Source organism: Streptomyces akebiae, from assembly GCF_019599145.1.
GTDB lineage: Bacteria > Actinomycetota > Actinomycetes > Streptomycetales > Streptomycetaceae > Streptomyces > Streptomyces akebiae.
In genome coordinates this window covers 427,116-441,418 of the sequence record NZ_CP080647.1, presented here as the reverse complement: position 1 = coordinate 441,418, position 14,303 = coordinate 427,116, and the positions used below count along the sequence as shown (strand labels likewise).

The following is a 14,303-nucleotide window of genomic DNA, read 5'->3' as shown; positions in this document are numbered from 1 at the left end:
CGGTCAGAAGGATCCATGGTCTTTCCTTGCCTGGGGGTGGTGCGCGTGCGTCGGGAGCATCGCGCTCCGCACCGCCGCGAGTTGTGCCGCGTAGGTGTCGAGGCCTTCCGCCGGGCCACCCGGCAGTCCGGTCAGCCGGGGCAGCAGATCGCCGAACGCGTTGACCTCGCCCACCGTGAACCGGCGCCAGCCGATCGCCGGAAGCAGGTCCACACCGACGCACAGTGTGTCCGGGAAGCAGGCGGCGGCCCGCTCACAGGTGTTCAGCGCCTGCCGCCAGCGGTCGCCCGCCGCGACCACGACCGAGGTCAGATCGCCCCGTGCACCGCCGAGATGAAGGTTCGTCATCGGGAAACGGCTGGTGCGGACGACCGCGTGCGTGGCCCGGCCCGCCACGACCAGCACCCGGAGATCGGCGGACCGGCCCTGCGCGGACGCCTTCGGCAGCCAGCGCTCGATGTGCAGGCCGTCGGCCGCGAGGGCGTCGACGATGCCGGCGATCTCCCGCTCGTCCGAGTAGCGCCGCACCCGCAGGGAGTTGTGCAGCCGCGGCGGGGCGTGCGGCCCGCTGTCGGCGGCCACCTCCACCGAGGTGGTGGCCCGCAGTCGTCCGCCCGCCGACGACTCGACGGCCAACACACCGGACGCGGAGGAGCCGTGGGCCGGTTTCACGAAGACCCGCGGCATGCCGTGCTCCCGCATCACCGCCCGTACGTCGTCCCAGCCGCGCACCGTGACCGTGTCGCCCGAGGTGGGCGACGGCGGCACCGGGACCCCCGCCGCGTCGAGCCGGGCGTGGCACAGCCGCTTGTCGAACAGCACCGCGAGGTCCGCGGGACCGTCCAGCCGCACCCCGCCCCTCAGGGAGGCCACGGCGGCCAGGAAACGGGTGTACCAGGTGGCCGAGCCCTCCACCCGCGTCGGGTCATCGACGTCCCGCAGCAGCCGGTCCACCTCGGCGTTCTCGCCCGGCGAGTCCAGCCGGACGACCTCGTCGTCGGCGAACTCGTGGCCGCCGTCGCGCAGCACGTCCCGCCACTCGACGACCCGTGGCACACCGACGCCGGCCGCCTCGGCCGCCGCGAGGAACAGCCCGACCCGACGGTTCTCCCCGTTCCCGACGACCGCCCACCTGTACGGGCCCGGTCCCGCGCCCGTCGCACCGGTCCAACCGGCCACACCCATCCCCCTCCACCCGCGCGGCCGCGCGATCCCGCGACCACCGCCCCAGCGACAACCGGCCCCGCGCCGACCGATCCGGCGACGACCGGCCCCGCGACCACCGACTACGTGTTCACTCGCCCACCGCGACGAACCGCCACACCGTGCCGTCCTCCTCCTCGTCCGACTCGGCGTCGTCGGCGTCGACGTCGACCTGGACCCCCTCGGCCTCCAGGGAGTCCCGGAGGCGGTCGCGTATCGCCGCGCTGAGGTAGTTGTGGTGCAGGTCCAGGGTGGTGAGGTGGGTGAGCGGCTGACCGGTGAGGAGCGCGGTCGCGCCGTCGTCGGTGAGGACGCCCATCGACACGTCCAGGACGTCGAGGCGGGCCACCACCGGGGCGGCGGCCAGGGCCGCGCAGATGTCGTCCTGCATCTCGCTGTTGCGCAGCGCCAGATGCCTGAGGGCCGGGAGCCGGGTGCCCGCGAGGATCGGCGCCAGGTCGCTCACCTCGGAGTCGCCGCCGTACTCGGAGGTGCCCAGCCACAGGTCCAGCTCGACGAGGGCCGGCAGATCGCTGCCCGCGACACCCCGGACGGCCTCGACGGGCATGCCGCCGGTCTCCACCGTCAGCCTCCGCAGCCGCTCGTGTCGCAACGGCGGGAAGACGAGCCCCTGGCCGCCGCGCACCCCGAACTCCTCCAGTTCCGGGAAGGCGTGCAGCAGCGGGCTCACATCCCCCTGGTTGATCCAGGAGATCTCGCACTCCTCCATCACGATGTCGCCGAGGAACAGGGCGCGCAGCGAGGGCAGCCGGTCCTTCGCCGCCACCAGAGCCGCGACGATCTCCTCGGGGCCGTTGTCGTAGGCGTCGCTCCAGGCGCCCACCACCAGCGCCCGCACCTTCTCGGTGTCGACCGAGGCCAGGAACCGGGCGAACGCCTCCTCCCAGGCCTCCTCGCTGTCGTACGAGTCCACGGCGATGGCCCAGGCCACCGACTCGGGCGCGGGCAGACGGGCGGCGCCCTGAGGGTCCTTCACCGACGTGGGGAAGCGGTGGACCGGCAGGTCGTGGAACTCCTCCAGATGGCTCCCGATGGTCATGTGCGCCCCGCCCCTTCGTTCCATGTCCGTGGACGTGGCCGAGTCCCTGCCCGGTCCGCCCGCTGCGCACCCGGAGCGCACGGCGCCGCCGGGTAGAGGAGTTCTACCAAGCCGCACTGACACCGTGTGCGGCGGACCCCTGTCCTGTGGACGAACACCTGCGCTCGCCCCGGCGAACCGCCGTGCGGGGCCGATTGTCAGTGGCTGCCCCTACGGTCGTCTCGTGGCACGGGGAGTGCCCGACGGGAGGGAGACCCATGTACCGGCAAGGAGACGTCCTCATCGCGCCGTTGGCGGAGAGCGCCGTGCCCCGCGGCGCGCTCGACGCCACGTCGGAGCCACGCGACAGGCGTGGTCGGCTCGTCCTGGCCCTCGGCGAGGTCACCGGTCACGCGCACGCCGTGGTCGGCCCCGGCCGCCTGATCCGCGAGGACGACGCGTTCGGCCCGATGCTGCTGCACGTGCCGGAGGGCGCCCGTGTCGTCCACGAGGAACACGCGGCGATCTCCCTGCCCAAGGGCTGGTACCGCGTCGTCCGCCAGCGCGAGTACGTGCCGGGTTCGGTGCGGATCGTCGCCGACTGAACCCGTGGGGGAGAGGGCGGCCGTGAGGCACGGCAGCCGCAGGGACAGGCATCGAGATCCAGGAGGAACGGCGTGAACGAGCAGGCGAGTTGGCGGGCGGTGGCGGCGGCCACGGGAGCGGGCGACCGGGCGCGGACCGAGGCGGGTGTGCGCCTCGCGTACCGGGGTGCGGGGCTGCCGGAGCCCGAGCGGATCGTGTGGGTCCGCTCGCCTCTGGCGGCGGTACGCCTGCTGTCGGGGGCGGCCGCGGACGACGGCGAGGCGCTCCCCGCGACCGGGGCGAGCGTCCGTGACGCCGTCCGCAACAGACCGGTCGCCGCCGCCCGCGCCCGGCTGCACCACCGGCTGGGCCCCACCGGCTGGAGCGACCACTGGCGGGCGACCGGGGCCGACCTCTGGGAGACCACCCAGCCCCTCGTCGACCGCGTCCGCACCGGTGTCGTCGAGGCTCTGGCCCCCGCCGACCGCAAGGAGGAGACCCGCGTCCGGCTGCTGCTCCTGGACGCGGTCCTGGGCCAGCACGACGCGGCCTGGCTGTCGGCCTTCGACACCGCCCCCGAGCTGGACGGACTCGCGGAGGTGGCCCGCGCGGCGGGCTGGTGGTGGCCCTACGAGCGCGTCGCGGTCGTCGCCGAACGGCCGGTGGAGCTGCACCGTGACGAGGCGGGCCGTCTGGACCGCGGCGACGGTCCCGCGCTGGCCTTCAGCGACGGCTTCGCCCTGCACGCCTGGCGCGGGCTGCCCGTCCCCGGTGAATTCCTCGACCGGCTCGCCTCGTTGACCCCGGAGCAGATCCGTGCGGAGGAGAACGCGGAGCTGCGCCGGGTGATGCTCGAGTATCACGGTTACGACCGCTACCTGGAGGAGTCCGGGGCGCAGCCGGTGCACCGCGACGAGACGGGTGTGCTGTGGCGCATAGCCCTGCCCGGCGACGAGGACGTGGTGATGGTGGAGGTCGTCAACTCCACGCCGGAGCCGGACGGCACGAGCCGCACCTACTGGCTGCGGGTGCCGCCCACCACGACCACGGCCCGGGAAGGCGTGGCCTGGACCTTCGGCCTGAGCGCCGAGGCGTACGAGCCGCTGCGGCAGACCTGAGCCCCGGCGCCGTGCTCGGCCCTCACTCGAACCGTGAGGTGTCGCCCGCGCCCTTGCGGATGATCTCGGCCTCGCCGCTGGAGAAGTCGATGACGGTCGTCGGTTCCGTGCCGCAGTCCCCGGAGTCCACCACCGCGTCGACCAGGTAGTCGAGGCGCTCCTTGATCTCCCAGCCCTGCGTCAGCGGCTCCTCCTCGTCGGGCAGCAGCAGCGTGCTGGAGACGAGCGGTTCACCCAGTTCGGCGAGGAGCGCCTGGGCCACCCGGTGGTCGGGGATGCGTACTCCGACGGTCTTCTTCTTGGGGTGCAGCAGCTTGCGGGGCACCTCCCTCGTCGCGGGGAGGATGAAGGTGTAACTGCCCGGGGTCGACGCCTTCACGGCACGGAACACGTCGTTGTCGACGTGCACGAACTGGCCCAGCTGCGCGAAGTTCTCGCACACCAGGGTGAAGTGGTGACGGTCGTCGAGCTGCCGGATCGTACGGATCCGCTCGATGCCGTCCCGACTGCCCAGCCGGCACCCGAGCGCGAAGCAGGAGTCCGTCGGATATGCGATGAGCCCACCCTGACGAATACTGTCGGCCACCTGCCCGATGGCGCGCGGCTGGGGGTTGTCAGGGTGCACGTCGTAGTACTTGGCCATTGGACGAGCTTATGCCTACGAGCGGCGCACGGCCGTCGATGGGGCCGCGGGCCCCTGAAAGGGGCGCGGGGAACTGCGCGACCGGCCACGGACGACCCGCGGCTTGAAGACGGCCCACAGTCCCCCTGCCCCGAGCGGAGCGCTTACGCTCCGCTCTCCCGGAGCATGTCCTCACGCTCGACGATCTTCACGCGCTCACGGCCCTGCGGCTCACCGAGCGCCTTCTCCGCGGCGTCGAGCTTGTACCAGCCCTCCCACGTCGTGAAGCGCACGTTCCGGTCCGCCAGGAACGCGTCGACGGCCTCCGGCGCGGGCGCGGACGGCTCGTGCAGCCGCCCGTTCGCGAAGTCGTCCAGGAGGTTGGCGACGGTCTCGTTGGCGTCACCCTTGGTGTGCCCGATGAGGCCCACCGGACCGCGCCGGATCCAGCCGGTGACGTACGTCGACTGCAGGTGAGCGCCGGTCTCCTCGATGACCCGGCCGCCCGCGTCGGGGACGGTGCCCGAGTCGACGTCCCAGGGCAGCTTGGGCAGCTTGTCCGAGAGGTAGCCGACCGCGCGGTAGACGCCGGTGACGTCCCAGTCCTTGAACTCGCCGGTGCCCTTGACGTTGCCGGTGCCGTCCAGGGCGGTGCGCTCGGTGCGCAGGCCGACGACCTTGCCGTCCTCGCCGAGGATCTCGGTGGGCGACTCGAAGAAGTGCAGGAACAGCTTGTGCGGGCGGTCGCCGGTGTCGCGGATCGCCCAGTTCTCCAGGGTCTTGGCGACCATGTCGGCCTGCTTGTTGCCGCGCCGGGTGGCGATGGAGCCCTCGTCGTAGTCGATGTCCTCGGGGTCGACGATGACCTCGATGTTGGGGGAGTGGTCCAGCTCCCGCAGCTCCATGGGGGAGAACTTCGCCTGGGCCGGGCCGCGGCGGCCGAACACGTGGATCTCCAGCGCCTTGTTGGCCTTCAGGCCCTCGTAGACGTTGGCGGGGATCTCGGTGGGCAGCAGCTCGTCGGCGGTCTTGGCGAGGACACGGGCGACGTCGAGCGCCACGTTGCCGACACCGAGGACGGCGACCTTCTCGGCCTCAAGGGGCCAGGTGCGCGGGACGTCCGGGTGTCCGTCGTACCAGGAGACGAAGTCCGCCGCGCCGTAGGAGCCGTCGAGGTCGATACCGGGGATGTCGAGCGCGCGGTCGGCCGTGGCGCCGGTGGAGAAGATCACGGCGTCGTAGAACGCGCGCAGGTCGTCCAGGTTGATGTCCGTCGGGTAGTCGACGTTGCCGAAGAGACGGATCTGCGGCTTGTCGAGCACCTGGTGCAGGGCCGTGATGATGCCCTTGATGCGGGGGTGGTCGGGGGCCACGCCGTAGCGGATCAGTCCGAACGGCGCGGGCATCCGCTCGTAGAGGTCGATGGACACACCGGGCTCGGTGGCGACGTCGGACTTCAGCAGCGCGTCGGCGGCGTAGATCCCGGCGGGTCCGGCTCCGACAATGGCTACCCGCAGAGGGCGGGGCATGTTCAGGTTCCCTTCGAGCGGAAGAAAAGCGTCTCGTCGGCAACCCTAAACTAAGGCAACCCTTACCAGGTACGCGGGTCGGGTCTATGACCTCATAAAGCGATCTTATGCCACGCGAGGGAATGGACGGACGGCGGGGGAGCCCGGGAAACGGCCGGGAAACGGCCGGGGAATGGCCACGCAACGGGCCGCGGAACGGCCGCGGAACGGCCGCGGGACGGCAGGGGAGAGGGCGTAGGCGCCGGCCCCCGGCATAGGTGAGGTGTTTGCCGCGGCGGTGAACGGCAACGCGGTTTCCATGACTCGACCGAACAAAGACCCGAATGAGAACTCCGCGTCCGCCGAGACGGCCGCGGCCAAGGCCCGCCGGACCACCTCCAAGGCGACGGCACCGGCCACCGCGTCCGCGAAGACGGCCGCGATCAAGGTGGACGACGCGACGTCGTCCGCCAAGGCCGGGGCCGGACACGCGGCCGACATGGCCGGCCGCGCCGCCGACAGCGCGAACAGCGCCGTGCACAGCGCCGTGAAGGGTGTCGAGGCGGGACGGCAGGCGGTGGTGCAGGCCTCCGGCCAGGTGGCCGCCGGCGCGAAGACGGCCATGACCGTCATCGCCCACCGCAAGCTCGTCGCCGCCGGAGTGGGCGCCGGCCTGACCGCCCTGACCGCCGCCTCCTACGCGGTCGGCCGCCGCTCCGGCCGCCACGTCCACGGCCCGATCACCCGGCTCACCGGCGGCCGTATCTGATCTGCCCGCAGGGGTCGTCCGGTGCCATGCGCCGGACGACCCCCGCACGCCGTCCTACCAGCGACCTTCCACCTGCTCCTTGATCCGGCGGTCGTACAGCTCCCGGATCGCCGTGAGCGTCTCGCCGGACAGCTCCGGCAGCGCGGCGGCCGACGCGTTGGCGCGGGCCTGCTCGGGCGTGCGGGCACCCGGGATGACCGTCGTGACGCCCGGCAGCTGGATGATCCAGCGCAGCGCCAGCTGGGCCGGGGTGAACCCCTCGGGTGCGAGCGCGGCGAACTCGACGGCCGCCTCCACGCCCGTGCCGTAGTCGACACCGGAGAAGGTCTCGCCCTGGTCGAAGGACTCACCGTGCCGGTTGTAGGTGCGGTGGTCGTTCTCCGCGAAGACCGTGTCCTTGGTGTACTTGCCGGACAGCAGCCCCGAGGCCAGCGGAACGCGCGCGATGATCGCGACCCCCGCCTTCTCCGCCGCCGGGAGGACGTCGAGGAGCGGCTTCATCCGGAACGGGTTGAGGATGATCTGCACGCTCGCCACGTTCGGCCGGGCGATCGCCGTCAACGCCTCGGCGCAGGTCTCCACGCTGACCCCGTACGCGGCGACGCGCTCCTCCTCGACCAGGGTGTCGAGCGCGTCGAACACCTCGTCCGAGGAGTAGACCGGCGTGGGCGGGCAGTGCAGCTGGACCAGATCGAGGCGGTCCACACCGAGATTGCGGCGGGAGCGGTCGTTCCAGGCCCGGAAGTTGTCGAGGACGTAGTTCTCGGGGACCTGCTCCACGCGACGGCCCATCTTCGTCGCGACGAACACATGCAGATCGGGCCTGCTCCGCAGGAACGTGGCGATGGTCTGCTCGCTGCGCCCGTCGCCGTAGACGTCGGCCGTGTCGAAGAAGGTCACCCCCGACTCGGCCGCGGTCTCCAGCACCGCGAGGGCTTCCTTGTCGTCGACGTCTCCCCAGTCGGCGCCCAGCTGCCATGTGCCGAGACCGACCACGGACGCGTGCTGACCCGACCTACCGAATGCGCGTTCTTCCATGGCGTCAGTCTGTCACCTGTTCCCCGCGGTCACCGAGCCGATCTGCCGGGTCAGTTCGGTCTTCTCCAGCCGGTCGAGGTACAGGTTGCGGCTGGCCAGGCCCACCGCGTCCACGCAGAAGTACAGCGCCATCAGCGGATTGACGAACAGTTCGCCGTCCTGGGCGCGGTCGGTGAACCGGACATCGCCGAACTCGCCCCGGCTCCGGGACCTCGTCGAGGCCGCTGCCGGCACCCGGGCTCGCCATGTCCTCCTCCGGTGTCCCGAGCCCGTGCGCGCCGCGCATCAGGATGTCGGTGCCGCCGTCCACCAGGACGACGGCGTCCACCCCGCCCGGATGCCCGATGAGCGCGCGACAGGCGGCCCGCAGGGGTGCCACACCCGTACGGGACAGCGCCTACACGGTGCTGGGCATCCCGTGCAGGTCCAGCCACTCGGCGAGGGCGCGCTCGGGGAAGCAGTCGCCCCGGAAGGCGGTCTCGGGGCCTACCGCCGCGACGTCCTGCTCTAGCCACACATCGAGGCTCAGGCCGTACGGATCGGCGAAGGAGAGGCTCGCGAGATGGGCCTCCTTGCCCGCCGACCGCAGGCGAGGGCCAGCGGCAGCCCGGCGTAGACGTCGAAGCCGCCACCGGCACCGGCTATGAGCACACGCCACGCGTCGCGCAGCCGTGTGAAGAACAGGGGTTGTCCGAGCGAGAACACCGGGGGAAATCAGCAGGGCGGCGCAGGGGGCGCGGACGATTTACGCGGGCCGGGTCACCGGCTACCGTACCGGTCAGTAACCGGACCGCACCGGGCCGGACCGGACCGCAGGAGGCCCCCATGCCGCAGCTCGAAGTCGACGGCGCCGCGCTGACGTACGACGACGAGGGCCCCCGTGAGGGCGACGGTGTGCCCCTGGTGTTCGTCCACGGCTGGACCGCCGACCGCCACCGCTGGGACCATCAGGTCGCGCACTTCGCGAAGAAGCGGCGCGTGATCCGCCTCGACCTGCGCGGACACGGCGAGAGCGGCGGCGCCGGGGTCCGCACGATCGAGGAGCTGGCGAGAGACGTGCTCGCGCTCCTCGATCATCTGGAGGTCGAGCGGTTCGTCCTGGTCGGACACTCCATGGGCGGCATGATCTCCCAGACCATCACCCTCGCCCACCCCGAGCGGGTGGAGCGCCTGGTGCTCGTCAACTCCATCGGCCGCATGACCTACAACCGGGGTCGCGGACTGCTGATGGCGGCCTCCACCCGGGTCCCCTTCAAGCTGTTCGTCGCCGCCAACATCCAGCGCGCCTTCGCGCCCGGCTACCCCCGCGAGGAGATCCGCGCGTACATCCGCGCCTCCGCCGCCACCCCGCGCGAGGTCGTGATGACCCTGTACGGCGCCATGCGCGCCTTCGACGTGCTCGACCGCCTCGGCGAGATCAGCACCCCCATTCTCCTCGTCCACGGCTACCACGACATCCAGCTCCCCGTCGCCCAGATGCTCCGCATGGCCAAGGCCTGCCAGGACGCCGAAGTGCGGATCCTGGACGCCGGCCACGAACTCCCCGTGGAGAAGCCGGCGGAGCTGACCGCCACCCTGGACCGCTTCCTCACCGGCTCCCGGGTCTGAGCCCGCCGCCGATCCACGCGCCGAGGCCCCCGAGGGAGCGGAGCCGCCCGAGTACGGCGCCGACGAACGCACGGGTCCTGGGCAGCCGGTCGATGTCCGCGGCGAGGGCCAGGGCCGCGCCCGTCCACGCGAAACCGAAGGACCACACGGAGAGCCACTCGCACAGGTAGAGAGGTGTGACCAGCCAGTCGTCGCCCACGTCGGTGGCCGCCGCCGCGGCGGCGAGCGCCATGAACACGAGGATCAGCACCCCGGCCACGAGATAGGGGCGCCGCGCGTGCGGCCGGTCCGCGATGCCGGGCGCCCGGTACATGGAGAGGCAGAAGGCCGCCATCGCCGTCAACAGGGCGATGGCGAAGACCTGGTGGAGCACGGAGACCGTCGTCCGTCCCGCGTCGCCCCCGGACCCCGGAGCGGTGGGGAAGAGGGCGACGCCCAGGGCGCAGGTACCGGCGACGGTGCCCAGGATGTCGTTGAACCTGTCGAACCGGTAGACGATCAGGAAGATCCCTAGCGCGCACAACGCGCCGACGAAGATGTCGCGGGTGCTCGTGTAGTACGAGCCGCTCATGGAACCGGGCCAGGCGTCCGCCCCCGATCGGCCGTCGAGCCGTGCCGCGATCCAGTTGCCGGCCGGCAGCGCGAGGGGGAGCAGGACACCGATGACCCCGACCCCCAGGCGCAGCCGCATGACCGTCCGCTCGTCCTGGTCCTTCTCCCGGGCCGCCGCCCCGCGCCGCAGGGGCTCGGCGGCGTCCCCGTCCGTCGCGCTCACGGGCACCTCCTCACCGAAACACGCGAGGCGAAGCCGTGCCCGCCACCGGACGATGTCCGGTAGTCGTCGAACGCAAACTCGAACGCGGGTCCGCGAGTTGGGCTCGTCAGCCGGTCAACTGCCCTTCCGCGGTGGCCAGCAGCTCCGTCACGCGCAGCGCGAACGCGGCGTCGCACGGATGCGGACGACCACTGCGGGCCGCCGCCAACAGCGCGTACCCCGCCCGCACGAGAGCGGGTACGGCCCCTTCGTCGGTCGTGGGCAGGACGGTCGTCCCGGTCCGGCCGCGCAGCTCGACCGTGGCGCCGGAGGCCGCGGGCGGGGCGGTGAGGCTGAGGGTGAGGGTGCTGGACGCCCCGCCGGTGTGCAGAAGGACCAGGTGGACCGTGTCCTTGGGCCCGCGCACGGCGGCGGCCACCTTCGCCACGTCCCCGAGGACCGGCAGCAGCACGGACAGGGCGTGCGGGCCGACATCCCACAGGCCGCCCTTCTCCCGCCGCCAGGGAGAGTCCGCGAAGGGACTGTCGCTCTCGTCGTCGAACAGCGACCCGAACCACTCCGCGCGGCCCGTGAACCAGCCCCCATGGGCGGCCTGTTCGGTGATCCACGCGTCGATCGCGGTCTGGAACCGGGCGGTGAAGAAGACGACCGAGGCGACCCCGGTCTCCTCGACCGCCCGGACGACGGCCCGCCCCTGCTCGACATCCGTCGAGAGCGGCTTGTCGAGCAGCAGATGACAGCCCGCCCGGGCCGCGCGCACCGCGATCGGTGCCTGGACGGAGGGCGGCAGGGCCACGGCGACCGCGTCCACGTCCGCGAACAGGGCGTCGACGTCCTCGTACACGGGCAGCCCGCCGTGCCGGTCGGCCAGTTCCTTGGCCGCCTCCGGGCGCCTGCCCCACACCCCCGCGAAGTCCAGCTCCTGGTGCGCGCTCAGCGCGGGGGCGTAGGTCATCTCGGCCCACGGCCCGGTTCCGAGCAGTCCGATACGCATGCTTCGGTCTCTCCTTGTGCGTTGGGTGCCGTGTCCTACGGAGCCCCCAGAGCCCTTCTGAGCCCTTGGGGTTCCTACGGGACCGGCCTGTCCGACGGCCGTCAGGGCAGCGCCTGTTCGGTCCAGATCGTCTTGCCGGTGGGGGAGTAGCGGGTGCCCCAGCGCTGGGTGAGCTGGGCGATGAGATACAGGCCCCGGCCGCCCTCGTCGGTCGTGGCGGCGTACCGCAGATGGGGCGAGGTGTGACTGCTGTCGGTGACCTCGCAGATCAGCTGCCGGTCGTGGATGAGGCGGACCCGGATGGGGCCACCGCCGTACCGGATGGCGTTGGTGACCAGTTCGCTGAGGATCAGCTCGGTGGTGAACTCCAGCTCCTCCAGGCCCCATGCGGTCAGCTGCCGGGTGGCGTCGGAGCGCGCCCGGCGGACCGCGGCCGGGTCGCCGGGCACCTCCCACTCGATGACACGGCCCGTGTCCAGCGCCCGGGTGCGGGCGACGATCAGCGCGATGTCGTCGCTCGCCCGGCTCGGCGGCAGCGCTTCGAGCACGGCCTCGCAGGTGCCCTGCGGCGAGGTGTCGGCCCCCGCCAGGGCGCTGCGCAGAAGTTCGAGCCCGTCGTCGATGTCCCGCTCCCGGTCCTCGACGAGACCATCGGTGTACAGCACCATGCGGCTGCCCTCGGCGAGGTCCAGCTCGGCCGTCTCGAAGGGCAGTCCGCCGAGACCGAGCGGTGGACCGGCCGGCACCTCGGGGAAGTCGACCGTGCCGTCGGGCCGGGCCACCGCCAGCGGCGGATGGCCGGCGCGGGCGACGGTGCAGCGCCGCGAGACCGGGTCGTAGATCGCGTACAGGCACGTCGCCCCGGTGATCGGGGCGTTGCCGTCGAGGACCGCCTCGTCCTGGTCGATCCGGCTGACCATTTCGTCCAGCAGCCCCAGGATCTCGTCCGGCGGCAGGTCCAGCGCGGTGAAGTTGTGGACCGCCGTGCGCAGCCGCCCCATGGTGGCCGCCGCGTGCAGACCGTGACCGACCACGTCACCCACGACGACGGCGACCCGGGTACCGGACAGGGGCAGGACGTCGAACCAGTCGCCGCCCACTCCGGCCTGCGCGGGCAGATAGCGGTAGGCGACGTCCAGGGCGCTCTGCTCGGGCAGGTTGCGCGGCAGCAGGCTGCGCTGCAGGGTCTCGGCCATCGTGTGTTCGCGGGTGTAACGGCGCGCGTTGTCGATGGAGACCGCCGCGCGGGCCACGAGCTCCTCGGCGAGCGCCAGCTCCTCCTGGTCGAAGGGCTCGGGCTTCTCCGAGCGCCAGAAGTTGGCGACCCCCATCACCAGCTGGCCCACCCGCAACGGCACGGTGATCAGCGAGTGGATGCCGTACTCGAGGACCTGCGCGGACCGTTCGAGGTCCTGGGCCTGCCAGCCGGGTGCCCGGCTGAGGTCGGCCACGAGGGTCGAGGTGCCGCTGTCGATGCTGCGGGCCTGCGGCGAGGAGGGGACCAGGTCGATCCGCTCGCCCACCTTGTACAGCGGCGCGTCCTTGCGGATCCCGCTGCACGCCGTGCGGCGCAGGGTGGTGGCCGTCTTGGGCTCGTCGCCGCTGAGCGCGGCCGGGGCCAGGTCCACGGTGACGAAGTCCGCGAGCCGGGGAACCGCGACCTCCGCCAGTTCCTCGGCGGTCCGGGTCACGTCCAGACCTGTGCCGACGCCCACCCCGGCGTCGTAGAGCAGCCTCAGCCGCTCCCGTGCGGCCTCCGCGCGGCCCGAGAGGGCACGCAGCTCGGTGGAGTCGCGGAGCGTGGCGACGCTGCCGGAGGGTGCGCCCTGGAGATCGGTGGGCCGCTGGTTGACCGCGAGCAGCCGGTCGCCCACCAGGTGCACCTCGTCGTTGGCGACCCGGCCCGAGGCCAGCAGGTCCGCCACGTGCGCTTCGAGGCCCAGGGAGTGGACGTCCTGCCCCTCCGCGTCCGCGGGGAGGTCCAGCAGCCGGTGCGCCTCGTCGTTGGCGAGCAGCAGGCGGCCCCCGCCGCCGACGATGATCACGCCCTCCCGCACGGCGTGCAGCACCGCGTCGTGGTGCTCGTACATGCGGGTCATCTCCGACGGGCCGAGCCCGTGGGTCTGCCGCAGCAGCCGTTTGCTGACGAGCGCCGTGCCCGCCGTGGCCAGGGCGAGGGCCGCCGCGGCGGCGGCCAGCACGAGGGGCAGCTGCTGCTCGGCGACCCCGCCCACGTTCTCGGTGGTGATCCCGGCCGACACCAGGCCCACCACCTTGCCGTCGGGATCCTTGACCGGCACCACCGCCTGGACCAGCGGTCCGAGGGTGCCGGTCACCTCCTCGGTGAAGGACTCGCCCTTGAGCGCGGGCTCGGTGGTGCCGACGAACTGCTTGCCGATGCGGTCCGTCTTCGGATGGGTGTAGCGGATCCCGTCGGTGTTCATCACGACGATGAAGTCCACCTTGGACTGGACCCGCGCGGCCTCGGCCCTCGGCTGGAGCACCTCCGTCGGGTCGGGGGCGCTCAGCGCCTCCCGGGTGCCCGGTGCGTTGGCGAACGTCTCCGCCACGGCGAGCGAACGGTTGTGCGCCTCCTTGGAGCTGTCGTGCCGTACCTGGAGGACCAGCGCCACCACGGCCGACACGACCAGTACCAGCACGATCACGACCTGCAGCAGGAACACCTGCCCGGCGACACTGCGCCCGCTCAGCGCCGATCGCAGCCCCGAGAGCGGGCCCCAGCCGTGTTCCGGCTCCCGACTGGCGCCGCCGTCCGATCCGTGCGGTACCCGCCGGGCGCTGTCGTCCCGGCCCCGCGCAGGCCGACTCTGGGGACGGCGGGTCGACTGAGAGCGAGATCGACCCAGGAGACGGACCATGTGCCCATGTCTACACTGCCCCGCGCCCGGAGGCGAGAGCGGGTCGAGGGCTGCCGCGGCCGACGCCGTCGGCAGCCCGGCGGGGAGAGCGCTTGCTACCACTTTGACCATGTGTGATGCCTCGTTACCTGTCAGATTCCTGTGAATGTACGAGGCGTTTGAACA

At 72.2% G+C, this 14,303-nt stretch carries 12 protein-coding genes and 1 pseudogene; 4 read left to right on the top strand and 9 right to left on the bottom strand.

Translation table 11 applies throughout. The features are described 5' to 3' along the window. Positions 1–3: 3 nt before the first annotated feature. Together K1J60_RS01935 and K1J60_RS01930 are read right to left on the bottom strand one after the other, a co-directional pair. Positions 4–1,185 (bottom strand): STM4014 family protein, encoded by a 1,182-nt coding sequence (locus K1J60_RS01935; protein WP_220644604.1) that lies wholly within the window; start codon positions 1,183–1,185, stop codon positions 4–6. A gap of 109 nt (positions 1,186–1,294) precedes the next feature. Further along, on the bottom strand, positions 1,295–2,263 hold the full coding sequence (locus K1J60_RS01930; RefSeq protein ID WP_220644603.1) for an STM4015 family protein: 969 nt from the start codon (positions 2,261–2,263) through the stop codon (positions 1,295–1,297). A 257-nt stretch (positions 2,264–2,520) separates the two neighbouring features. On the opposite strand from K1J60_RS01930, the gene K1J60_RS01925 reads away from it, so the two are divergent. Together K1J60_RS01925 and K1J60_RS01920 are read left to right on the top strand one after the other, a co-directional pair. Next, positions 2,521–2,847, top strand: coding sequence for a hypothetical protein (locus tag K1J60_RS01925; protein ID WP_220644602.1), 327 nt, complete (start codon positions 2,521–2,523; stop codon positions 2,845–2,847). A gap of 72 nt (positions 2,848–2,919) precedes the next feature. Beyond that, entirely contained in the window at positions 2,920–3,945 is a 1,026-nt protein-coding gene (locus tag K1J60_RS01920) for a DUF6745 domain-containing protein (protein ID WP_220644601.1), read from the top strand. A gap of 22 nt (positions 3,946–3,967) precedes the next feature. On the opposite strand, the gene K1J60_RS01915 is transcribed toward K1J60_RS01920, so the two are convergent. Both K1J60_RS01915 and K1J60_RS01910 read right to left on the bottom strand, forming a co-directional pair. After that, entirely contained in the window at positions 3,968–4,588 is a 621-nt protein-coding gene (locus K1J60_RS01915) for an L-threonylcarbamoyladenylate synthase (RefSeq protein WP_220644600.1), read from the bottom strand. A gap of 143 nt (positions 4,589–4,731) precedes the next feature. Continuing rightward, positions 4,732–6,096: an FAD-dependent oxidoreductase gene (locus K1J60_RS01910; RefSeq protein WP_220644599.1), complete on the bottom strand. Its 1,365-nt coding sequence runs from the start codon at positions 6,094–6,096 to the stop codon at positions 4,732–4,734. Positions 6,097–6,358: 262 nt separating this feature from the next. Here K1J60_RS01910 and K1J60_RS01905 point away from each other — a divergent pair, with 262 nt between their 5' ends. Further along, positions 6,359–6,844 carry a hypothetical protein gene (locus K1J60_RS01905; RefSeq protein WP_220644598.1) on the top strand — a complete coding sequence of 162 codons (486 nt, stop codon included), beginning with the start codon at positions 6,359–6,361 and terminating at the stop codon, positions 6,842–6,844. Between the two features lie 54 nt (positions 6,845–6,898). Here the strand turns inward: K1J60_RS01905 and K1J60_RS01900 are convergent, their stop codons facing one another. Beyond that, positions 6,899–7,882: an aldo/keto reductase gene (locus K1J60_RS01900; RefSeq protein ID WP_220644597.1), complete on the bottom strand. Its 984-nt coding sequence runs from the start codon at positions 7,880–7,882 to the stop codon at positions 6,899–6,901. Positions 7,883–7,894: 12 nt separating this feature from the next. Next, positions 7,895–8,587: pseudogene (locus K1J60_RS01895) on the bottom strand (hypothetical protein). Between the two features lie 120 nt (positions 8,588–8,707). Here K1J60_RS01895 and K1J60_RS01890 point away from each other — a divergent pair. After that, the gene (locus K1J60_RS01890) at positions 8,708–9,490 is read left to right on the top strand and encodes an alpha/beta fold hydrolase (RefSeq protein ID WP_220644596.1); all 783 of its coding nucleotides are present in this window, start codon (positions 8,708–8,710) and stop codon (positions 9,488–9,490) included. On the opposite strand, the gene K1J60_RS01885 is transcribed toward K1J60_RS01890, so the two are convergent. The 3 genes from K1J60_RS01885 to K1J60_RS01875 form a co-directional block, all read right to left on the bottom strand. After that, entirely contained in the window at positions 9,471–10,265 is a 795-nt protein-coding gene (locus K1J60_RS01885) for a hypothetical protein (RefSeq protein WP_220644595.1), read from the bottom strand. The two genes, K1J60_RS01890 and K1J60_RS01885, sit on opposite strands and share 20 nt — an antisense overlap. Before the next feature lie 106 nt (positions 10,266–10,371). Beyond that, positions 10,372–11,259, bottom strand: coding sequence for a Gfo/Idh/MocA family protein (locus K1J60_RS01880; RefSeq protein WP_220644594.1), 888 nt, complete (start codon positions 11,257–11,259; stop codon positions 10,372–10,374). A gap of 101 nt (positions 11,260–11,360) precedes the next feature. Continuing rightward, complete coding sequence (locus tag K1J60_RS01875; RefSeq protein ID WP_259407513.1) at positions 11,361–14,138, bottom strand: SpoIIE family protein phosphatase; 2,778 nt, start codon at positions 14,136–14,138, stop codon at positions 11,361–11,363. Positions 14,139–14,303: the final 165 nt, after the last annotated feature.